This is a genomic window from Pseudomonas sp. AC355 (assembly GCF_979258205.1).
In genome coordinates this window covers 4293587-4315211 of the sequence record NZ_OZ409843.1, presented here as the reverse complement: position 1 = coordinate 4315211, position 21625 = coordinate 4293587, and the positions used below count along the sequence as shown (strand labels likewise).

The 21625-nt window shown below is 63.3% G+C and carries 16 protein-coding genes; 13 read left to right on the top strand and 3 right to left on the bottom strand.

Annotation, left to right across the window (positions count from 1 at the left end):
- Positions 1-284: 284 nt before the first annotated feature.
- The 4 genes from dctP to ACZ0AI_RS20095 all read left to right on the top strand — a co-directional run bounded on the left by dctP (position 285) and on the right by ACZ0AI_RS20095 (position 5547).
- Positions 285-1280, top strand: coding sequence for a C4-dicarboxylate TRAP substrate-binding protein DctP (gene dctP, locus ACZ0AI_RS20110; RefSeq protein ID WP_463563378.1), 996 nt, complete (start codon positions 285-287; stop codon positions 1278-1280).
- A gap of 157 nt (positions 1281-1437) precedes the next feature.
- On the top strand, positions 1438-2076 hold the full coding sequence (locus ACZ0AI_RS20105) for a TRAP transporter small permease (RefSeq protein ID WP_463563377.1): 639 nt from the start codon (positions 1438-1440) through the stop codon (positions 2074-2076).
- Positions 2073-3353, top strand: coding sequence for a C4-dicarboxylate TRAP transporter large permease protein DctM (gene dctM, locus ACZ0AI_RS20100; protein ID WP_463563376.1), 1281 nt, complete (start codon positions 2073-2075; stop codon positions 3351-3353). Before ACZ0AI_RS20105 ends, dctM begins: the two co-directional genes overlap by 4 nt.
- Before the next feature lie 277 nt (positions 3354-3630).
- Positions 3631-5547: a beta-ketoacyl synthase gene (locus ACZ0AI_RS20095; protein WP_463563375.1), complete on the top strand. Its 1917-nt coding sequence runs from the start codon at positions 3631-3633 to the stop codon at positions 5545-5547.
- A 142-nt stretch (positions 5548-5689) separates the two neighbouring features.
- Here ACZ0AI_RS20095 and cysQ read toward each other — a convergent pair whose 3' ends face one another.
- Together cysQ and nudE are read right to left on the bottom strand one after the other, a co-directional pair.
- Complete coding sequence (gene cysQ / locus ACZ0AI_RS20090) at positions 5690-6520, bottom strand: 3'(2'),5'-bisphosphate nucleotidase CysQ (protein WP_463563374.1); 831 nt, start codon at positions 6518-6520, stop codon at positions 5690-5692.
- A complete protein-coding gene (gene nudE / locus ACZ0AI_RS20085; RefSeq protein ID WP_225835883.1) occupies positions 6517-7083 on the bottom strand; it encodes an ADP compounds hydrolase NudE in 567 nt (188 codons plus the stop codon). Before nudE ends, cysQ begins: the two co-directional genes overlap by 4 nt.
- Positions 7084-7219: 136 nt before the next feature.
- Here nudE and yrfG point away from each other — a divergent pair, with 136 nt between their 5' ends.
- The 9 genes from yrfG (at position 7220) to urtE (ending at position 20650) form a co-directional block, all read left to right on the top strand.
- Positions 7220-7879, top strand: coding sequence for a GMP/IMP nucleotidase (gene yrfG / locus ACZ0AI_RS20080; protein ID WP_463563373.1), 660 nt, complete (start codon positions 7220-7222; stop codon positions 7877-7879).
- A 494-nt stretch (positions 7880-8373) separates the two neighbouring features.
- On the top strand, positions 8374-10170 hold the full coding sequence (atzF, locus tag ACZ0AI_RS20075) for an allophanate hydrolase (RefSeq protein ID WP_463563372.1): 1797 nt from the start codon (positions 8374-8376) through the stop codon (positions 10168-10170).
- Positions 10171-10361: 191 nt separating this feature from the next.
- Positions 10362-13988 carry an urea carboxylase gene (uca, locus tag ACZ0AI_RS20070; protein WP_463563371.1) on the top strand — a complete coding sequence of 1209 codons (3627 nt, stop codon included), beginning with the start codon at positions 10362-10364 and terminating at the stop codon, positions 13986-13988.
- A 1-nt stretch (position 13989) separates the two neighbouring features.
- Positions 13990-14712 (top strand): GntR family transcriptional regulator, encoded by a 723-nt coding sequence (locus ACZ0AI_RS20065; protein ID WP_042555070.1) that lies wholly within the window; start codon positions 13990-13992, stop codon positions 14710-14712.
- Positions 14713-14773: 61 nt separating this feature from the next.
- Positions 14774-16039 (top strand): urea ABC transporter substrate-binding protein, encoded by a 1266-nt coding sequence (urtA, locus tag ACZ0AI_RS20060; protein ID WP_463563370.1) that lies wholly within the window; start codon positions 14774-14776, stop codon positions 16037-16039.
- Between the two features lie 137 nt (positions 16040-16176).
- Positions 16177-17748 (top strand): urea ABC transporter permease subunit UrtB, encoded by a 1572-nt coding sequence (gene urtB, locus ACZ0AI_RS20055; RefSeq protein ID WP_463563369.1) that lies wholly within the window; start codon positions 16177-16179, stop codon positions 17746-17748.
- 109 nt (positions 17749-17857) lie between these two features.
- Positions 17858-18946, top strand: coding sequence for an urea ABC transporter permease subunit UrtC (urtC, locus tag ACZ0AI_RS20050; RefSeq protein WP_463566183.1), 1089 nt, complete (start codon positions 17858-17860; stop codon positions 18944-18946).
- A complete protein-coding gene (gene urtD / locus ACZ0AI_RS20045; protein WP_225835898.1) occupies positions 18943-19782 on the top strand; it encodes an urea ABC transporter ATP-binding protein UrtD in 840 nt (279 codons plus the stop codon). The genes urtC and urtD overlap by 4 nt, the downstream gene beginning before the upstream one ends.
- 169 nt (positions 19783-19951) lie before the next feature.
- On the top strand, positions 19952-20650 hold the full coding sequence (gene urtE, locus ACZ0AI_RS20040; RefSeq protein WP_463563368.1) for an urea ABC transporter ATP-binding subunit UrtE: 699 nt from the start codon (positions 19952-19954) through the stop codon (positions 20648-20650).
- 149 nt (positions 20651-20799) lie between these two features.
- On the opposite strand, the gene ACZ0AI_RS20035 is transcribed toward urtE, so the two are convergent.
- Positions 20800-21582, bottom strand: a complete 783-nt coding sequence (locus ACZ0AI_RS20035; RefSeq protein WP_463563367.1) for an aldolase — start codon at positions 21580-21582, stop codon at positions 20800-20802.
- Positions 21583-21625 lie beyond the last annotated feature (43 nt).

Here is a 21625-nt window from a genome sequence, read left to right as displayed (position 1 = left end):
TCCCATGAAAGCCGACAGTCGCCATGACCGGCAGCATTTCCTGGCGAAATCAAGCAAGCCCACCCCACAAGGCTTTGCGAACAACGCAAAGCTGTCCTGCGCGCTTTCGTCGCAGGCTGGCACAGCGCTTGCTATATTCCTGACCAGCGAAGAACAAGTACAAGTCCAGGCCTAATCGCAGCCAACCGATCCTGCCGCTTCATACGGCAATCCTCGACTTGCTCTTGTCCGCTCGTTTCAGCCCCCAGCAGGGCTAGATATCCAACAACAAGAGGAAGCATCGCATGTTCAAATTCACTGCCAAGGCACTGGCTTGCGCCCTGTCGCTGAGCATCGCCGGTATGGCTCAGGCTGCCGACCCGATCTCCATCAAGTTCGCCCACGTGGTGGCCGAGCACACCCCTAAAGGTCAAGGCGCGCTGCTGTTCAAGAAGCTCGTCGAAGAGCGTATGGATGGCAAGGTGACCGTGCAGGTCTATCCGAACTCCTCGCTGTTCGGCGACGGCAAGGAAATGGAAGCGCTGCTGCTTGGCGACGTGCAAATCATTGCTCCGTCGCTGGCCAAGTTCGAGCATTACACCAAGCAGATCCAGATCTTCGACCTGCCGTTCCTGTTCAACGACATCAACGCCGTCGACCGCTTCCAGCAAAGCCCTGAGGGCAAATCCCTGCTGACCAGCATGGAAAGCAAAGGCATCACCGGCCTCGGCTACTGGCACAACGGCATGAAACAGCTGTCCGCCAACAAGAAGCTGGTTGAGCCCAAAGACGCCCGTGGCCTGAAATTCCGCGTACAGGCCTCCGCCGTACTCGATGAGCAGTTCAAGGCCCTGCGCGCTGCGCCGCGCAAGATGAGCTTCGCCGAGGTGTATCAAGGCCTGCAGACCGGTGTAGTCAACGGTGCCGAGAACCCCTACTCGAACATCTACAGCCAGAAGATGCACGAAGTGCAGAAGTTCATCACCGAGTCTGACCACGGTGTACTGGACTACATGGTGATCACCAACACCAAGTTCTGGGAAGGTCTGCCGGAAGATATCCGTACAGAACTGACCGCGATCCTGGCTGAGGTCACCGTTGAGGTGAACAAGCAGGCTGGCGAGCTGAACCAGAAAGACAAGCAGCGCATCATCGATGCTGGCACCACTGAAATCGTCACCCTGACTCCCGAGCAGCGTGAAGAGTGGCGCGAAGCCATGCGTCCGGTATGGAAGAAGTTCGAAGGCGAGATCGGTGCTGACCTGATCAAAGCTGCCGAGAACTCCAACAACGCCAACTAAGGCTGAGCCTTAGCTGCGCGATAGGCGGCGGTTCCTGAGCGGGATCGCCGCCCGTTTCACCGACAGATCTCTGACCGAATGCCACACTCAGGCTGTCGGGCTGCGCGTTCCTGTCTCATTCGTCGCCTCGCGACCGCTCTATTGATGGAGATAACCCATGCACGCTGTCTCTCGTGTCTGGAACCAACTCGAGGAAATACTGGTGGCATTCCTGCTTGCAGGCATGACCCTGGTCACCTTCTCGTACGTGGTATTCAACAACCTGTACGGTGTTTTCTATTCCCTGGGTGATTCGCTGCCCTTCGCCAACGATGCGATGTTCAGCATCGGCGACGGCATCCTCTATGTCGCCCAGGAAATGACCTGGAGCGTGGCCCTGACCAAGGCCATGTTCGGCTGGCTGATCTTCGTCGGCCTGGCTTGGGGGGTACGCATCGGCGCGCACATCGGCGTCGACCTGCTGGTGCGCCAGTTCAACCCCGCCAATCAGCGCTTGATGGCCATCCTCGCGCTGATTATCTGCCTGGGCTACTGCGCCCTAATGGCGTATTCCAGCGAGCAGTGGGTCGCTGTGCTGTACAGCGTCGGCACCGGTGCCGAGGATCTGGATCGTTTCGGTGTTCAGCAATGGCACATCGTGATGATCGTACCGATCGGCTTCACCCTGATGTTCCTGCGCTTTCTACAGATTTTCATCCGCGTCCTGCAGGGCAAACAACAAGGCCTGGGCCTGCACAGCGAAGTTGATGACGCTGTGAAACTGGCTGAAAGCGACAAGGCGGAGACCACCAAATGACCATTGCCTTCCTGTTCGTCGCCCTGTTCGTGCTGATGTTTATCGGCATTCCCGTGGCGATTTCCCTGGGTTTGTCCGGGGCCATGACCATTCTGTTCTTCAGCAACGACTCGGTGCGTTCGCTGGCGATCAAGCTGTTCGAGACCAGCGAGCATTACACCCTGCTGGCGATTCCGTTCTTCCTGCTCTCCGGTGCGTTCATGACCAGCGGCGGCGTGGCCCGTCGGCTGATCGATTTCGCCAACGCCTGCGTCGGTCACATCAAGGGTGGCCTGGCCATCGCCGCGATCCTCGCGTGCATGCTGTTCGCCGCACTGAGCGGCTCGTCGCCTGCCACGGTGGCCGCAGTCGGTTCGATCGTGATCGCCGGTATGGTGCGTTCGGGCTACAAGCAGGATTTTGCGGCCGGTATCGTCTGTAACGCCGGCACCCTGGGCATCTTGATTCCGCCGTCGATCGTCATGGTGGTCTACGCCACCGCGACCGAAACCTCGGTGGGCAAGCTGTTCATGGCCGGTGTGGTGCCGGGCCTGCTGCTCGGCCTGGTGCTGATGGTGGTCATCTACATCATGGCACGCGTGCAGAACATGCCGTCGCTGCCGCGCGCCTCGTTCAAGGAAATCCTCACCGCTGGCCGCAAAGCGGGCTGGGGTTTGATGCTGATCGTGATCATCCTCGGCGGTATCTACTCGGGCATGTTCACGCCGACTGAAGCCGCCGCGGTGGCCGCCGTGTATGCCGCCTTCGTAGCGATTTTCGTCTACAAGGACATGACGGTGCGTGAGTGCCCGAAGGTGATCATCGAGGCCGGCAAGCTGAGCGTGGTGCTGATGTTCATCATCGCCAACGCCATGCTGTTCGCCCACGTGCTGACCACCGAGCAGATTCCGCAGTCGATCACTGCCTGGGTCGTCGAGCAGGGCTTCAGCCCGATCGAGTTCCTGATCGTGGTGAACATCGTGCTGCTGATCGCCGGTACCTTCATGGAGCCGTCGGCGATCATCCTGATCCTGGCGCCGATCCTGTTCCCGATCGCCATGCAGCTGGGCATCGACCCGATCCACCTGGGCATCATCATGGTGGTGAACATGGAGATCGGCCTGATCACGCCGCCAACTGGACTCAACCTGTTCGTCACCTCGGCGGTGACCGGCATGCCGCTGACCCGTGTAGTGCGCGCGGTATCGCCGTGGCTGCTGGTGATGCTGTGCTTCCTGCTCCTGGTCACCTACGTGCCGTTCATTTCGCTGGGCTTGCCTAACTTCCTGGGCATGTAAGACGTTCCACTTTATGGGGGTTCGCCCCCATTACGCCCGGCCTCAGTGCCGGGCTTTTTTGTTTCAGGCAGATCGCATGTGAGCCGTGCCGCCGCAACCGATAACGGGTAACCTTGTATCAAGTCGTGACTCGTGGGTCATGGATCGCGTCAGCATAGGCACCTGAATTTCCATCATGGCGCCTATCGTCAGAAACGCGCGCCTCGCCTCGATCCGCTGACCCAGCATCCGCTCGATAATGGCGCGTGCTGATCTAATTAGTTGAAGGAGTGTCCGCGTGAAGTCTCGTTTGCCTGTGATCGTCGGTTTCGGTGGCTACAATGCCGCCGGCCGCAGCTCCTTCCACCACGGCTTCCGCCGCATGGTGATCGAATCGCTGGACGAGCAGGCACGCCGCGAAACACTCATCGGCCTGGCGGTGATGACCAAGCTGGTGCGCGTGGTCGATGGCGCCTATCAGAGCCAGGCCGGTGAACCACTGTCGGCCATCGAGATCGAGCGCCGCTATGGCGAGCAGGTGCTAGCGTCCACCCTGGTGCGCCGCATCGAGAAACAGCACCTCGACCCCGACGCTGCCCATTGGCACAAGAGCATCTCTTTGAACGGTGAAGGCGGCAGCCTGACCTTCGTCAGCACCCGCAAGCAGTTGCCCGAGCCGCTGCCGGCCAACTGGTCGGTAGAGGAACTGGGCGGCAACGACGTGCGCGTCACCCTGCACGACACCTGTGAATTCAAGGTCGACAGCTACCGTGCCCTGCCGGTGAAATCCGCAGGCCAGTTGCCGACCGGCTTCGAGCCGGGCGAACTGTACAACTCGCGCTTCCACCCGCGTGGCCTGCAGATGGCCGTGGTTGGCGTCACCGATGCCCTGCGCGCCACCGGTGTGCCGTGGCAGACCATCGTCGACCACGTTGCCCCCGACGAGATTGCAGTATTCGCCGGCAGCATCATGAGCCAGCTCGACGAGAACGGCTTCGGCGGTCTGATGCAGTCGCGCCTCAAGGGCCACCGCGTCAGCTCCAAGCAGCTGGCCCTGGGCCTGAACACCATGCCCGCCGACTTCATCAACGCCTACGTGCTGGGCAGCGTCGGCACCACCGGCAGCGTCACCGGCGCCTGCGCAACGTTCCTCTACAACCTGCAGAAAGGCATCGAGCAGATCAATGCCGGCACCGCACGAGTAGTGATCGTCGGCAACAGCGAGGCACCGATCAACGCCGAGTGCATCGAGGGCTATGGCGCCATGGGCGCACTGGCCACCGAAGACGGCCTGCGCCTGATCGAAGGCAAAACCGATACAACCCAGGGTAACGTCGACTTCCGCCGCGCCAGCCGCCCGTTCGGCGACAACTGCGGTTTCACCCTGTCGGAAGCCTGCCAGTTCATCGTCTTGATGGACGATGAGCTGGCCCTGCAACTGGGTGCCGACATCCACGGCGCCGCCACCGACGTGTTCATCAACGCCGACGGTTTCAAGAAATCCATTTCCGCGCCCGGCCCAGGCAACTACCTGACCGTCGCCAAGGCCGTGGCCAGCGCCGTGCAGCTGCTGGGCGTCGATGCCGTGCGCCAGCGCAGCTTCGTGCATGCCCACGGCTCCAGCACCCCGGCCAACCGGGTCACCGAATCCGAACTGCTGGATCGCGTAGCGGCGGCTTTCGCCATTGACAGCTGGCCAGTAGCGGCAGTGAAAGCGTTCGTCGGCCACTCCCTGGCAACCGCCAGTGGCGACCAGGTGATCTCCGCGCTGGGCACCTTCAAGTACGGCATCATTCCTGGCATCAAGACCATCGATGAAGTGGCTGCGGACGTGCACCAGCAGCACCTGAGCATCAGCAACGTGGATCGTCACGACCAGCGCATGGACGTGTGCTTCATCAACTCCAAGGGTTTTGGCGGCAACAACGCCAGCGCCGTAGTACTCGCCCCGCACGTGGTCGAGCGCATGCTGCGCAAGCGTCACGGCGAGGCGGCCTTCAGCACCTACCAGCAGCGTCGCGAGCAAACCCGCGTGACGGCGCGGGCTTACGACGAGCAGGCACTGAAAGGTCAGCTGGATATCATCTACAACTTCGGCAACGACCTGATCGACGACACGCAGATCGACATCGGCAGCGAGCAGATCAAGGTACCGGGCTTCGCCCAGCCGCTGGTGTTCAAGCAGGACGGCCGCTACAGCGACATGCTCGACTGAGGCGTAAGCCACTGTCCATGTAGGAGCGTCGCCCTCGGCGCGAACGATTGTGGTTATACCGCGATTTCCGCGCTGGCCAGACGATTCGCGGCGGGATAGCGGCTCCTACAATGTTTGGCAAATAGCGGTAGCCGGGGAGGCGCTAATTAACTGGCGCTAACCGCTTGGCTTCCTCGACCAGCAACTCGCGCCATTCGACGTCGGCCGGCAGTGCTAGAAAGAAAGGATTGAGCAGCGACTCCCGCGCCTCGTAGCGCAGCGGCTCGCCCTGCAGGGTCAGCACCACCCCGCCAGCGCCCTCGAGTACGCCCTGGGCAGCAGCGGTGTCCCACTGCGAAGTCGGCGCCAGGCGCGGATAGAAGTCCGCGCTGCCTTCAGCGAGCTGGCAGAACTTCAGCGAACTGCCGACACTGATTCGTTCTATATCGCCAAAGCGCGCAACCAGGGAAGCCAGCAACTGCTCCTGCTCGGCGCTGCCATGACGCCGACTGGCGACTACAGTGAGGCCGACGGCCGGCGTTTCTCGTACGGTAATCGCCTGCGGCTCGTCACCCGGTTCAGCGCGCCAGGCGCCCAGGCCGCTCCCGCCGTAATAAAAAACGCCCGAGGCAGGAATGCCGACCACCCCGAACACCACTTGCCCACGCTCGATCAGCGCTACGTTGACGGTAAACTCTTCGCTGTCGGCGATGAATTCCTTGGTGCCGTCGAGCGGGTCGACCAGCCACCAGCGAGTCCAACCAGCACGTTCGCTCAGGGCGATATCGGCATCTTCTTCGGACAATACGGGAATGCTCGCGTCCAGCGCCTGCAGACCGTCGGCCAGCACACGATGGGCCGCCAGGTCGGCGGCGGTTACCGGCGAAGCATCGGCCTTTTCGACCACCTGAACACCCTGGCGCCAGAACGGCAGAATCGCGGCGCCCGCCTGCTGCACCAGTTCCAGTACGGCAGGCAACAACGGTTGGTTCATCGGCTCAGCTCCCCACGCTGCTCCAGCAGATCGCGCACCAGATACAGCGCGGCCAGGGCACGGCCCTCGCTGAACTGCGGATGCTGGATCAGGGCGGACAGCTCACGCAGACTGACTTTATCCACACGTAGCGGCTCCGGCTCGTCGCCAGGCAGTGTTTGTGGATACAGATCACGGGCCAGCACCACCTGGATCTTCTGGCTCATATAACCGGGAGACAGGCTCAGCTCGGTCAGATGCTCCAGCTTGCGAGCACCGAAACCGGCCTCTTCCTGCAATTCTCGATTGGCGGCATCGAGTACATCCTCGTCCGGCTCGATCAGCCCCTTGGGCAGGGAGATCTCGTACTCACCCGTGCCGCCGCAATATTCTTCGACCAGCAGAACGTGCTCGTCATCCACCATGGCCACGATCATCACCGCACCATGCCCAGTGCCGCGCCCGACCAGCCGTTCGTAGGTGCGCTCGGCACCGTTGCTGAAGCGCAACTGGATTTCCTCGACACGAAACAGGCGGCTGCTAGCAACGATTTCTCGGGCGATGACGGTGGGCTTCTGACGCATGGGTGAGTCCTGCTGCTGGGCTGACCGGAACGGTTATCATACCGCGCCTGCTTGGATTGTCTGCGCTCTAAAAGCGCGCATTTGACGACTAGCAGGCCCCGTCCACCGCATTTACATCTCAGAGAGCCGCCTTGCCATGAACCTGCCCTGGCCCGAAATCGACACCGTATTGCTGGACATGGACGGTACTCTGCTCGACCTGCACTTCGATAACCACTTCTGGCTCGAGCACCTGCCACAGCGCTACGCCGAGCACCACGGCGTCAGCCGTGCCCTGGCCGATGCCGAACTGCAGCCGCTGTTTACGAAGCACGCTGGCCAACTGAACTGGTATTGCACGGACTTCTGGAGCCGCGAGCTGAACCTGTCGATCCGTGACCTCAAGCGCGAGGTCGCCGACCTGATCGCCCTGCGCCCGGACGCCGACACATTCCTCGCTGCCATCCGCCAGGCCGGCAAACAGGTGGTGATGATCACCAATGCTCACCGCGATTCGCTGTCTCTGAAGCTGGAACGCATCGAGCTGGCGCCCTACTTCGACCGTCTGATCAGCTCCCATGATTACGGCTTCCCCAAGGAAGACGCGCAGTTCTGGTCTGCCCTGCAGCAGGATCTGTCGTTCGAGCCGGCGCGCAGCCTGTTCATCGACGATAACGTGCCGATCCTGCGCAGCGCCCAACACTTTGGCATAAAGCACCTGCTGGCGATCTATGAGCCGGATAGCCGCAAAGGCGTGAAAGACACCGAAGAGTTCGAGGCCGTGCGGGATTATCGGGCGCTGTTGAGCGGGCTGTAGGTAGCAAGAGCGGCTGGTGAGTGGCGAAAGCGGCCGTTTGTTGAGTGCTTTTGTGGGAGAGGCTTTAGCCTCGATTGTGCCTACTAGGCTTAAATAGCTCGCGGCTAAAGCGGATCGCCGCCCGGCCCCTCCCACGAGATTGATGATGGCTCGCACGCTCCAGCGTGGGAGCCCAATCCAGGGCGCTCTGCGCTCGCCAGGCCTCGACATCGGACGCAGAGCGTCCCTGCACTCATTCCCACGCGGAGCGTGAGGAACGATCAGATCGAACCCCGCAGCAGATGACCGCTTTCGCCTGACGCCTGCCCTTATCCCATCTCACACCACGCCGGTCGCCTGCGCACCAAAAGGCTTCAGCGCGGCTCCGCTACGGTGCAGGAATAGTCCTAAAAAACCTCCTAATAAAATAAAACTCATAAAAATCAGCTAGTTAAAAACTGGCATCGCTCTTGCTCTAGCAATTTCAACTTGGATACAAGATGGAATCTCAGAGTATGTCCAACGCCACCTTCGCCTTTACCCTCGCCGACTGGCAACAGGCTTACCGTGATGCCGCGCAACCAGCCGAACTGTTGCACGCCCTGCTCGCGCAACTGAGCCGTGACGACAACGCCTGGATCTGCCTGGCCAGCGCTGCGCAGCTCGACGCCCAGTTGAGCCATCTGCAGGCCCTGCTCGACAAGGCCGAAGGCCAGCAGGACAAGCTGCCGCTGTACGGCGTGCCGTTCGCCATCAAGGACAACATCAACGCAGCCGGCTGGCAGACCACCGCTGCCTGCCCCGAATTCGCCTACCAGGCCGAGGCCGATGCCACGGTGGTCGAGCGCCTGCGCGCCACCGGGGCCATCCTCATCGGAAAGACCAATCTCGATCAGTTCGCGACCGGCCTGGTCGGTACCCGCTCGCCCCACGGCGCAGTCGCCAATAGCTTCAATCCAGAGTACGTCAGCGGCGGTTCCAGCTCAGGCTCGGCCAGCGTGGTCGCGCGCGGCCTGGTACCGTTCTCACTGGGCACCGATACGGCCGGCTCGGGCCGTGTGCCAGCGGGCTTCAACAATATCGTCGGGCTCAAGCCGACCAAGGGTTGGCTACCGAACACCGGCCTGGTGCCAGCGTGCCGCACAGTCGATTGCATCTCGGTGTTCGCCCTCACGGTCGGCGACGCCGAAACCGTCGCCCGCCTCGCCGGCGGTTACGACGCAGACGACGCCTACTCGCGCAACAATCCCAACAGCGCCCCTGTCGGCATGAAGTCCGCACCGACCTTCGCCGTGCCCGACAGCCTGGAGTTCTTTGCCGATACCCAGACCCAGGTCGTATTCGAGCAGGCGCTGGAAAAACTGCGCGCGCTGGGCGTCACCCTGCAACCCATCGACTTCAGCCCCTTCCGTGAGCTCGCCGAACAGCTGTATTACGGCCCCTGGGTCGCCGAGCGCACCGTCGCCGTGGAGGGCGTGGCGCCGGAGCATCTCGACCCGGTGGTACGCGGTATCGTCGACAGCGGCCACCAATACAGCGCTTGCGACGCCTACAAGGCCGAGTACTTGCGCGCCGAGCTGAGCCGCAAGATCAACGACGCGCTGGCAGGTTTCGACGCGCTGGTAGTGCCGACTTCGCCGACCATTCGCAGCCTCGACGAAATGCGCCAGGAGCCGGTGCTGTTCAACAGCCAGTTCGGCACTTACACCAACTTCACCAATCTCGCCGACCTCTCTGCCCTGGCCGTACCCGCCGGCCTGCGCGACGACGGCCTGCCCGCCGGCATCACCCTGCTCGCCCCCGCCTGGCACGACCTGGCCCTGGCGGCCTTCGGCAAACGCTGGCTGGCCAGCCTGGAGCTGCCACTCGGCGCCACCGGTCGCGCGCTGCCTCCACAAAAGCCGGCCACGGCAGTGCCTGCCGGCAGCGTGCGGGTAGCCGTGGTAGGTGCGCACCTGACCGGCATGCCGCTGAACTTCCAGCTGACCACCCGCAACGCGGTGCTGGTCGAGCAGACCCTGACCTCGCCGGACTATCGCCTCTACGCCCTGGCCGGCACCGTGCCGCCCAAACCGGGCCTGGCGCGTAGCAGCGATGGTACGTCGATCATCGTCGAGCTATGGGACATCCCTCTGGCGCGCTTCGGCGAATTCGTCGCCGAAATCCCCGCGCCTCTGGGTATCGGCAACCTGACCCTGGCGGACGGGCGCAGCGTGAAGGGTTTCATCTGCGAGCCCTGGGCGCTGAGTGATGCACGAGACATCACCAGTTTCGGTGGCTGGCGCGCCTTTATTGCCAGCACCAAGAAGTGAGCAGTGCCCTCTCCAGTAAAGGAGAGGGAGCCACCAACGACCTGCCGCCGAATCTGCCTGGAGAAACAAACCGATGTTCCATACCGTACTGATCGCCAACCGTGGTGACCAGCTGCTCAGCAGCGCAGCGACGAAGTCAAATTGCAGGACTGGCGTAGCCCGTCACGGCGATCTCGCCACGGAGAGCCACCATGTTTGAAACAGTCCTGATCGCCAACCGTGGCGAGATCGCCGTCCGCGCCATCCGCACCCTCAAGCGTCTCGGCGTTAAGAGCGTGGCGGTGTACTCCGACGCCGACCGCAACGCTCAGCATGTACGTGATGCCGACGTGGCCGTAGCGCTGGGCGGCGACAAGGCTGCCGACAGCTACCTGCGTATCGACAAGATTCTCGCCGCCGCCAAGGAGACCGGCGCCCAAGCGATCTATCCGGGTTATGGCTTTCTCTCGGAAAGCGCCGAATTCGCCGAGGCCTGCGAAAACGCGGGCATCGCCTTCGTTGGCCCGACGCCGACGCAGATCCGCGAGTTCGGCCTCAAGCACCGGGCTCGCGAACTGGCCGCCGAAGCGCAGGTGCCGATGGCGCCCGGCACCGGCCTGCTGCAAAGCCTCGAAGAGGCCATGGCGGCCGCCGAAGGCATCGGCTACCCGGTGATGCTCAAGACCACCGCTGGCGGTGGCGGTATCGGCCTGACCCGCTGCGCCGACGCCGTGGCCCTGGCCAGCGCCTATGACGGTGTCAAACGCATGGGCGAGCAGTTCTTCAGTGATTCGGGGGTATTCCTCGAGCGCTTCGTCGACCAGGCGCGTCATGTCGAAGTGCAGATATTCGGTGATGGCAAAGGCCGCGTGGCAGCCCTGGGTGAACGCGACTGCTCGCTGCAGCGGCGCAACCAGAAAGTGGTCGAGGAAACCCCTGCACCGAACCTGCCGCAAGCCACCCGCGAGCGCCTGCATGCCGCAGCTGTCGAGCTGGGCGAGTCGGTGAGCTACCGCAGTGCCGGCACCGTGGAGTTCATCTACGACGCCGCTCGCGACGACTTCTACTTTCTCGAAGTGAACACCCGCCTGCAGGTCGAGCACCCGGTGACCGAGATGGTCACCGGTCTGGATCTGATCGAATGCATGCTGCGCGTGGCCGCAGGCGACGAGCTGGACTGGCTTGCGCTGAACCGCGCCCCGCAAGGTGCGGCCATCGAAGTGCGCATCTATGCCGAAGACCCGCTGAAGAACTTCCAGCCCAGCCCGGGCGTGCTGACCGACGTGCACTTTCCGGACGACGTCCGCGTCGATGGCTGGGTCAGTACCGGCAGCGAAGTCTCGGCCTTCTACGACCCGATGATCGCCAAGCTGATCGTCCACGCCGCCACGCGCGACGAGGCCATCGCCAAGCTGAGCAAAGCGCTGGGCGAAACCCGCCTGCACGGCATCGCCAGCAACCTCGATTACCTGCGCCAGGTGGTCGCCGAGCCGAGCTTCCACGCCGCGCAGATCTGGACCCGCCTGCTCGACACCTTCAGCTACGCCGCTCAGGTGGTCGAAGTGCTGGAACCTGGCACCTACAGCAGCGTGCAGGATTTCCCTGGTCGTCTCGGCTACTGGGACATCGGCGTGCCACCGTCCGGGCCGATGGACGATTACGCCTTCCGCCTGGCCAACCGCATCGTCGGTAACCACGAGAGCGCCGCCGGGCTGGAATTCACCCTGCAGGGCCCGAGCCTGCGCTTCCACAGTGATGCGCTGGTCGCCCTCGCCGGTGCTGACTGCCCTGCCGAGCTGGACGGTGAAAGCGTGCCCTACTGGGCGCCAATCGCCATCAAGGCCGGCCAGGTGCTCAAACTCGGCCGCGCGCAAAGCGGCTGCCGTACTTACCTCGCCGTGCGCGGCGGTTTCGATGTGCCCGTGTACCTGGGCAGTCGCTCCACCTTCGCCCTCGGCCAGTTCGGCGGCCATGCCGGGCGTACCCTGCGCACCGCCGACATGCTCGCCATCTCCCAGAACCTGCCCGCCTGCACCACGCCAGCGCCGGTCAGCGAGCCCCAGGCGCTGGATGCCAGCCTGATTCCCGAGTACGGCACGACCTGGAACATCGGTGTGCTCTACGGCCCCCACGGTGCGCCGGATTTCTTCACTGCCGAGGCGATCGAGCAGTTCTTCACCGCCGACTGGCAGGTGCACTACAACTCCAACCGCCTCGGCGTGCGCCTGAGCGGGCCGAAGCCGAGCTGGACACGCGCCGACGGCGGCGAAGCCGGCCTGCATCCGTCCAACGTGCATGACTGCGAGTACGCCATCGGAGCCATCAACTTCACCGGCGACTTCCCGGTGATCCTCACCAAGGACGGCCCGAGCCTGGGCGGTTTCGTCTGCCCGGTAACCATCGCCAAGGCCGAGCTGTGGAAGGTTGGCCAGGTGAAGCCAGGCGACACTCTGCGCTTTCATCCGATCAGCTTCGAGCAGGCTCAGGCGCTGGAACAGGCCCAACTGGGCAGCCTGGAACGGCTAAGCGCAGTCAACGCCGTACAGTTGCCGGCGCCCAGCCTGCAGCCGGGCGACACCGTATCGGCCACCGTGCTGGCCGAGCTGCCAGCCGATGGCAGCCGCCCACGCGCGGTCTACCGCCAGGCTGGCGATGCCTACATCCTGCTCGAATACGGCGACAACGTGCTCGACCTGGCGCTGCGTCTGCGTGTGCACCTGCTGATGGAAGCGCTCAAGGCGACTCCGCTCACCGGTCTGGAAGAGCTGGCACCGGGCGTCCGCTCGTTGCAGTTGCGTTACGACAGCCGCGTATTGCATCAACAGGCGCTGCTCGATCACCTGCTGCGCCTCGAGCGCGAGCTGGGTGATGTCAGCACGCTCAAGGTGCCGACCCGCATCGTTCACCTGCCGATGGCCTTCGAAGACAGCGCCACCCTCGCTGCCGTCAGCCGCTACAGCGAGACCGTGCGCAGCCAGGCGCCGTGGTTGCCAAACAACGTCGACTTCATCCAGCGCGCCAATGGCCTGGCCACCCGCGAGGAAGTGCGCGACATCCTCTTCGAAGCCAGCTACCTGATCCTCGGCCTCGGCGACGTCTACCTCGACGCGCCCTGCGCCGTACCGCTCGACCCGCGCCACCGCCTGCTCAGCTCCAAGTACAACCCGGCACGCACCTACACCGCCGAAGGCACGGTGGGTATCGGCGGCATGTACATGTGCATCTACGGTATGGATTCGCCCGGCGGCTACCAGCTGGTCGGCCGTACCCTGCCGATCTGGAACAAGTTCGTGAAGAACACCCAGTTCGCCAACGGCCAGCCGTGGCTGCTGCACTTCTTCGATCAGGTGCGTTTCTACCCGGTCAGCGAAGCCGAACTCGACGAATTCCGCGACGCCTTCCGTGAAGGCCGCGCGCAAATAAAGATCGAGCAGAGCACCTTCGATTTCGCCGAATACCAGCGCTTCCTGGCGGACAACGCCAGCAGCATCGCCAACTTCCAGCAGTTGCAGAAGCAGGCCTTCGATGCCGAAGTGCAGCTGTGGCGCGACGACGACGCCGACAGCCACGCCGCGCCAGTTGCCAGCAGCGAGGAGGACGAAGCCGTCGATGGCCAGGCCGTCAGCGCCGACATGTGCGGCAGCGTCTGGAAGGTGCTGGTCGAGCCGGGCCAGTACGTCGAAGCCGGTACGCCGTTGCTGGTGGTCGAGGCGATGAAGATGGAGCTGGCCGTGCTCGCGCCAGTAGCGGGAACGGTCAAGGCGGTGCGCTGCCAGCCGGGCAAGGCGGTCACTCCGGGCGACGTGCTGCTGATCCTCGATCCGAGCGAGGCGGCCTGACATGCAACTGGTCGACCCGATCAAACGCGGCAAGGAACGCCCGGAGAACCTCGCCGAGCGTATCTACGGGCAGCTCAAGGACGACATTTCCGAGTTCCGCCTGCTGCCGGGCGACCGTTTCAGTGAAGGTGAAGTGGCCGAGCGCATGGCCGCCAGCCGCACACCGGTGCGCCAGGCGCTCTATCGCCTGGAGCGCGAGGGTTATCTGGAGGTGTATTTCCGCAGCGGCTGGCAGGTCAAGCCGTTCGACTTCCATCATTTCGAAGAGCTCTACGACGTGCGCATCGTGCTCGAACTGGCGGCGGTTCGGCGCCTGTGCGACCGCCCGGCGGGTGAAACGCCAGAACAATTGGAAGAACTGCGCCACATCTGGACGGCACCGCCCGAGCAACGTCCGCCAGAAGGCCGCGAAGTGTCGCTGCTCGACGAACGCTTTCACTGCCAGTTGGTGGAGGCCACCGGCAATCGCGAGATGGCTCGCCTGCACCGCGAAATCAGCGAAAAGATTCGTATCGTCCGTCGCCTGGACTTCACCAAAACGCCTCGGGTGGAAGCCACCTACGAAGAGCACGCACGCATCCTCGGCGCGATCCTGTCGCGTCGTTGCGAAGAAGCACAGCTGTTGCTGAAGACCCACATAGAGGTCAGCAAGGCGGAAGTGCGCAAGATCACCCTGCACATGCTGCACAACGCCCGCGAGCGGGCCGTACAGGCGCAGGGCTGATGTGGTGTCCCTTGATCCACTGCCAACAACATAAAACTCGTCAGTCAATGGAGATCGTCCTATGCAACGTCGCAGCCTGATCAAGGCCTTCACCCTTTCCGCGTCCATCGTCGCCATGGGCCTGAGCTGGAGCATCCACGCCGCCGAGACCATCAAGGTCGGCGTCCTGCACTCGCTGTCCGGCACCATGGCCATTTCGGAAACATCGCTCAAAGACATGGCGCTGATGACCATCGACGAGATCAACGCCAAGGGCGGCGTACTCGGCAAGCAGCTCGAAGCGGTGGTGGTCGACCCGGCCTCCAACTGGCCGCTGTTCGCCGAGCGTGGCCGTCAGTTGCTGACCCAGGACAAGGTCGCGGTGACCTTCGGCTGCTGGACGTCGGTGTCGCGTAAATCGGTACTGCCGGTCTACGAAGAACTCAACGGCCTGTTGTTCTACCCCGTGCAGTACGAAGGCGAAGAAATGTCGCCGAACGTGTTCTACACCGGCGCCGCGCCGAACCAGCAAGCGATCCCGGCGGTGGAATACCTGCTCAGCGAAGACGGCGGCGCCGCCAAGCGTTTCTTCCTGCTCGGCACCGACTACGTCTACCCGCGCACCACCAACAAGATCCTGCGCGCCTTCCTGCACAGCAAGGGCGTTCAGGACAAGGACATCGAAGAGGTCTACACGCCGTTCGGCCACAGCGATTACCAAACCATAGTCGCCAACATCAAGAAGTTCTCCGCCGGCGGCAAGACCGCGGTGGTCTCCACCGTCAACGGCGACTCCAACGTGCCGTTCTACAAGGAACTGGCCAACCAGGGCATCGAAGCCACCGACGTACCGGTGGTGGCCTTCTCGGTAGGTGAAGAAGAACTGCGCGGTATCGACACCAAGCCGCTGGTCGGTCACTTGGCCGCATGGAACTACTTCCAGTCCGTGGAGAACCCGGTCAACGAGAAATTCGTCGCCGACTGGAAAGCCTACGCCAAGGCCAAGAAGCTGCCGAACGCCGACACCGTGGTCACCAACGACCCGATGGAAGCCACCTACGTGGGCATCCACATGTGGGCCCAGGCCGTCGAAAAGGCTGGTACCACCGACGTCGACAAGGTGCGTGCCGCCATGGCCGGCCAGGAGTTCGCCGCACCGAGCGGTTTCACCCTGAAGATGGACGAGAAGAATCACCACCTGCACAAGCCGGTGATGATCGGCGAAGTCCAGGACGACGGTCAGTTCGAAGTGGTCTGGGAAACCGACGGCCCGGTTCGCGCCCAGCCGTGGAGCCCTTACATCGAAGGCAACGACAAGAAAGGCGACACCCCGGTGAAGTCGAACTGATCCACGGGCTCGCCCGGCTCCTCCTGTAGGAGCCGGCTTGCCGGCGAGCAATCTCAAGAGCGCGTTGCTCTGAAGATCAATCGCTGGCAGCTGACTCCTACAGCTTCCCGGTTTTATCGGGCACCAAGGATTACCCCATGCATAACGCATTTGTCCGACTACTTCTCAGCCTGCTGCTGGTAGTGCCATTCGCCGCCCAAGCTGGCGATGCGGCCGACTTCGTGGCTGCCAGCCCGGCGCAGCAGGCCAAACTGCTGGAAAGTTGGGCCGCCATGCCCGACCTGGCGCGCCAACCGCTGCTCGACGCCCTGCAACAGGGCCGTGTAGCTGCGGATAGCGAAAAGACCGCGTTCATCGAAACCGACGACGGCTACCAGGCTGCCGAAGGTGAAGCTTCCCCTGTGGGTAACCCGCGCAAATTGCGCCTGAACAACCGCCTGCGTGGCCTGATCGCCAATGCCCAGGCCAGCCATCAGCTGCTTGCCGACGAACCGGCACAGCGGCTGAGTGCTGCAGTGCAGCTACAAAAGAGCGCCCAGCCGGCGCAACTGCCACTGCTCGCCCAGACCCTGGAGAAGGAAGACGACGATATCGTTCGCGATGCCCTGACCCTGGCTCTTGCCAACCTGCAACTGGTCGACGCCAACCCTGCGGTGCGCCTCGCTGCCGTGCGCCTGCTCGGTGAAACCGGCGAGCCGCTGGCGCGTACCCGCCTGGAAAATCTGTTGGAACCCGGCGTTGAGAGCGACACAGCCGTGCGCACCGCCGCCGAAACCAGCCTGGCTCAGGTCAAGCGCAAGCTGCTGATCGGCGAGCTGCTCGGCCAGGCGTTCAGTGGCATGAGTCTGGGATCGATCCTGCTGCTCGCCGCGCTTGGCCTGGCCATCACCTTCGGCCTGCTCGGGGTGATCAACATGGCCCACGGCGAGATGCTGATGCTCGGCGCCTATTCCACCTACATGGTGCAGATCCTGTTCCAGCGCTACGCTCCCGAGGCCCTGGCGCTGTATCCGCTGGTGGCACTGCCGGTGGCCTTCTGCGTGACCGCCGTCATCGGCATGGCGCTGGAGCGCACGGTGATTCGTCACCTCTACGGTCGGCCACTGGAAACTCTGCTCGCCACCTGGGGCATCAGTCTGATCCTGATCCAGCTGGTGCGTGTGCTGTTCGGTGCGCAGAACGTCGAAGTGGCCAACCCCTACTGGCTGTCCGGCGGTATCCAGGTGCTGCCCAACCTGGTGCTGCCGTATAACCGCATCGTGATCATCGGCTTCGCCCTGGCCGTGGTGGTGCTGACCTGGCTGCTGCTGAACAAGACCCGCCTGGGCCTCAACGTGCGCGCCGTCACCCAGAACCGCAACATGGCCGCCTGCTGCGGCGTGCCTACCGGCCGTGTGGACATGATGGCGTTCGGGCTCGGCTCGGGTATCGCCGGCCTTGGCGGCGTGGCCCTCAGCCAGATCGGCAACGTCGGCCCGGATCTCGGCCAGAGCTACATCATCGATTCCTTCCTGGTGGTGGTACTCGGCGGTGTCGGCCAACTGGCCGGTAGCGTCATGGCGGCCTTTGGTCTAGGCATCGCCAACAAGATCCTGGAACCACAGATCGGCGCCGTGCTCGGCAAGATCCTCATCCTCGCGCTGATCATTCTGTTCATTCAGAAACGTCCGCAAGGCTTGTTCGCCTTGAAAGGGAGGGTGATCGATTGAGCACCATGACCTTCTGCACCGTGGGAGCTGGCCATGCCAGCGACTGTATCCCCACCATCGTTCGCGCGCATGGCGCGCTCCCACAGGTCGGCTTACAGGGGATTCACCGATGAACGCAGCCAACCAAACGTTGCTGGCCCGCGCCAGCCATAAGCTTGGCCCGCAGGTGTCGCTGGCCCTCGGCCTGCTGGTGCTCGTCGTGCTGCTCGCCATGCCGCTGCTGCACCTGCTGCCCGGTGATCATGCGCTGCACGTGTCGGCTTACACGCTGACCCTGGTCGGCAAGATCCTCTGCTACTGCGTCGTCGCCCTGGCGCTCGATCTGGTCTGGGGCTACGCCGGCCTGCTATCCCTCGGTCATGGCCTGTTCTTCGCCCTCGGCGGCTATGCCATGGGCATGTACCTGATGCGCGAAGCCGCTGGCGACGGCCTGCCAGCGTTCATGAGCTTCCTGGCCTGGACCGAGCTGCCCTGGTACTGGTACGGCACCGACAATTTCCTCTGGGCCATGTGCCTGGTGGTGCTGGCGCCTGGATTGCTGGCCTTGGTGTTCGGTTTCTTCGCCTTTCATTCGCGGATCAAGGGCGTGTATTTCTCGATCATGACCCAGGCCCTGACCTTCGCCGGCATGCTGCTGTTCTTCCGCAACGAGACCGGCTTCGGCGGCAACAACGGCTTCACCAACTTCCGTAGCATCCTCGGCTTCGAGATCACCGCGGCGAACACGCGCGCCACGCTGTTCTTTCTGACCGTCGTGTTGCTGGTCAGCAGCCTGTACCTGGGCTGGCGCCTGGCGCGTAGCAAGTTCGGCCGGGTGCTGACCGCCCTGCGCGACGCCGAGAACCGGCTGATGTTCTGCGGCTACGATCCGCGCGGCTACAAGCTGTTCATCTGGGTGCTGAGCGCCGTGCTCTGCGGCCTGGCCGGTGCGCTGTACGTGCCTCAGGTCGGCATCATCAACCCCAGCGAAATGGCCCCGACCCAATCCATCGAAGCCGCCGTGTGGGTGGCGCTCGGCGGGCGCGGCACGCTGATCGGCCCGCTGCTCGGTGCCGGTCTGGTCAATGGCATGAAGAGCTGGTTCACCGTGGCCTTCCCCGAGTATTGGCTGTTCGCCCTCGGCGCGCTGTTCATCGTGGTCACCCTGTTTCTGCCCAAGGGCGTAATCGGCCTTATCAAGCGAGGGGACAAGTCATGAGAGCTGCACCGATTCCCGAGATGATGATCGACCCGGCCGGCAGCGGCCGTGATGCCATCGGCCTGGGCCAGAGTGCGGGCAGTGGCCTGAACACGCGCCATGGCACCATTCTGACGCTGGAGGACATCAACGTTTCCTTCGACGGCTTCAAGGCATTGACCGACCTGACGCTGTACATCGGCGTCGGCGAGCTGCGCTGCATCATCGGCCCCAACGGCGCCGGCAAGACCACTCTGATGGACGTGATCACCGGCAAGACCCGGCCCAACAGCGGCGTCGCCTACTTCGGCGAGACCTTCGACCTGACCCAGATGAGCGAAGTGCAGATCGCCCAGGCCGGGATCGGTCGCAAGTTCCAGAAGCCAACGGTTTTCGAGGCGCTGAGCGTGTTCGAAAACCTCGAACTGGCGCAGAAGACCGACAAATCCGTATGGGCCAGCCTGCGCGCCCGGCTCAACGGCGAGCAGCGCGACCGTATCGACGAGGTACTCGCCACCATCCGGCTCGACGCCTCGCGCCAGCGCCCGGCAGGCTTGCTGTCTCACGGCCAGAAGCAGTTCCTGGAGATCGGCATGCTGCTGGTGCAGGACCCGCAGTTGCTGCTGCTCGATGAGCCAGTAGCCGGTATGACTGACGCGGAAACCGAATTCACCGCGGAGCTGTTCAAGTCCCTGGCACGCAAGCATTCGCTGATGGTGGTCGAGCACGACATGGGCTTCGTCGGCACCATCGCCGACCACGTCACCGTACTGCACCAGGGCCGCGTGCTCGCCGAAGGCTCGCTGGACGCCGTGCAGGCCAACGAACGGGTGATCGAGGTTTATCTGGGCCGCTGAGAGTAGCGGCAAGCTTCAAGCCGCAAGCCCGAGCAATCACGATCCACTTTATCGATGGTTCCCACGCTCTGCGTGGGAACCCCCTCCCGGGACGCTCTGCGTTCCAGCGACGCAAAGCGTCGCCAGATGCATGCCCACGCAGAGCGTGGGAACGATCAAGGGGTAAGCCATGCTGCAAGTCCAACAGCTACACCAGTACTACGGCGGCAGCCATATCCTGCGTGGCCTGTCGTTCGAGGCCAAGGTGGGGGAAGTCACCTGCCTGCTCGGCCGCAACGGCGTGGGCAAGACCACCCTGCTCAAATGCCTGATGGGCCTGCTGCCGGCCAAGCAGGGCCAGGTCAGTTGGGAAGGCAAGCCGATCACCGGCTTCAAGCCACACCAGCGGGTGCGAGCCGGCATCGCCTACGTGCCACAGGGCCGCGAAATCTTCGGCCGCCTGACGGTCGAGGAAAACCTGCTGATGGGGCTGTCGCGCTTTCCCGGCAGCCAGGCCAAGGAGGTTCCGGCCTTCATCTACGAGTTGTTCCCCGTGCTGCTGGAAATGAAACACCGCCGCGGCGGCGACCTGTCCGGCGGCCAGCAGCAACAGCTTGCCATCGGCCGCGCCCTGGCCAGCCAGCCACGTTTGCTGATCCTCGACGAACCCACGGAAGGCATACAGCCCTCGGTAATCAAGGAAATCGGCGTGGTGATCAAGAAGCTCGCCGCCCGTGGCGACATGGCCATCCTGCTGGTCGAGCAGTTCTACGACTTCGCTGCCGAGCTGGCCGATCAGTACCTGGTGATGAGCCGCGGCGAAATCGTCCAGCAGGGCCGTGGCGAAACCATGGAGACGGATGGCGTGCGCGGGTTGGTGACGATCTAGCCTGCGCCGTCATGGCGGCGTAAAGGCGGTAGCAGAGCTTTTGTGGGAGAGGCTTTAGCCTCGATTTTGCCTAGCTAGGCATAAAGAGCTCGCGGCTAAAGCCCCTCCCACGAGATCGCGACCGGCCGCTTACGCCTTACAACTACCCCTCACTCGGCGAAATCCGGCTCCAGTCGGGCGATCTGGCGCTTCACGCTTTCCAGGTGCAGCCGTGCACTCTCGGCATTGCCTTCGAGCATTATTCGACAGGCCTTGCGCGCCAGATCATGGGGCACGGCTTTCAGGGGCCGGCCGCTCGCCATGGCCTTGAGCTGTACCTCGGCGGCACGTTCCAGGTAGTAGAGGTCGTCCCAGGCTTCAGCGATGGAGGCACCGAGCACCAGCGGGCCATGGTTCTTGAGCATCACGACATCCGCCTCACCCACGGCCCCGGCGATGCGCTCGCCCTCGGCATTGCTCAATGCCAGGCCGTTGTAATGCTCGTCCACGCGCATGCGGTCATAGAACTTCAAGGCCGTCTGCCCCGCCCAGATGAAGGGATCGCCTTCAAGCATGCACAGCGCCGTGGCGTTGGGCATATGGGTGTGGAACGCCGCCTTGGCGCGCGGATGCAGGCGATGCAACTGCGCGTGGATGAAGAACGCGGTGGCTTCCGGCGTGCCCTCACCAGCCACCACACGGCCATGGAAATCGCAGATCAACAGCGACGAGGCGGTCACTTCGGCGAACGCCAGCCCGTAAGGATTGACCAGAAACAGGTCGTCGTGGCCAGGCACCACGCAGGAGAAGTGATTGCAGATCCCCTCGCCCATCCCAAGTCGCGCGGCCATACGAAAGCAGGCCGCCAGGTCGATACGCGCCTGACGAATCGCCGGGCTGTCGAGCAGGCGCGGATCGAGTGGCGTGGCGTTGACCTCGAATGCATGTGCCATGGGTGCTGATCCTCCAAGTGTGCAGATGACGTCACCCTAGCAA

Excerpts from the sequence above, each read along its gene's own strand:
- atzF (WP_463563372.1), top strand. The coding sequence starts at position 8,374 with ATGTCCAACGCCACCTTCGCCTTTACCCTCGCCGACTGGCAACAGGCT.
- ACZ0AI_RS20035 (WP_463563367.1), bottom strand. The coding sequence starts at position 21,582 with ATGGCACATGCATTCGAGGTCAACGCCACGCCACTCGATCCGCGCCTG.
- urtC (WP_463566183.1), top strand. The coding sequence starts at position 17,858 with ATGAACGCAGCCAACCAAACGTTGCTGGCCCGCGCCAGCCATAAGCTT.
- uca (WP_463563371.1), top strand. The coding sequence starts at position 10,362 with ATGTTTGAAACAGTCCTGATCGCCAACCGTGGCGAGATCGCCGTCCGC.
- urtE (WP_463563368.1), top strand. The coding sequence starts at position 19,952 with ATGCTGCAAGTCCAACAGCTACACCAGTACTACGGCGGCAGCCATATC.
- yrfG (WP_463563373.1), top strand. The coding sequence starts at position 7,220 with ATGAACCTGCCCTGGCCCGAAATCGACACCGTATTGCTGGACATGGAC.
- ACZ0AI_RS20105 (WP_463563377.1), top strand. The coding sequence starts at position 1,438 with ATGCACGCTGTCTCTCGTGTCTGGAACCAACTCGAGGAAATACTGGTG.
- urtB (WP_463563369.1), top strand. The coding sequence starts at position 16,177 with ATGCATAACGCATTTGTCCGACTACTTCTCAGCCTGCTGCTGGTAGTG.
- urtD (WP_225835898.1), top strand. The coding sequence starts at position 18,943 with ATGAGAGCTGCACCGATTCCCGAGATGATGATCGACCCGGCCGGCAGC.
- cysQ (WP_463563374.1), bottom strand. The coding sequence starts at position 6,520 with ATGAACCAACCGTTGTTGCCTGCCGTACTGGAACTGGTGCAGCAGGCG.
- ACZ0AI_RS20065 (WP_042555070.1), top strand. The coding sequence starts at position 13,990 with ATGCAACTGGTCGACCCGATCAAACGCGGCAAGGAACGCCCGGAGAAC.
- dctP (WP_463563378.1), top strand. The coding sequence starts at position 285 with ATGTTCAAATTCACTGCCAAGGCACTGGCTTGCGCCCTGTCGCTGAGC.
- urtA (WP_463563370.1), top strand. The coding sequence starts at position 14,774 with ATGCAACGTCGCAGCCTGATCAAGGCCTTCACCCTTTCCGCGTCCATC.
- nudE (WP_225835883.1), bottom strand. The coding sequence starts at position 7,083 with ATGCGTCAGAAGCCCACCGTCATCGCCCGAGAAATCGTTGCTAGCAGC.
- dctM (WP_463563376.1), top strand. The coding sequence starts at position 2,073 with ATGACCATTGCCTTCCTGTTCGTCGCCCTGTTCGTGCTGATGTTTATC.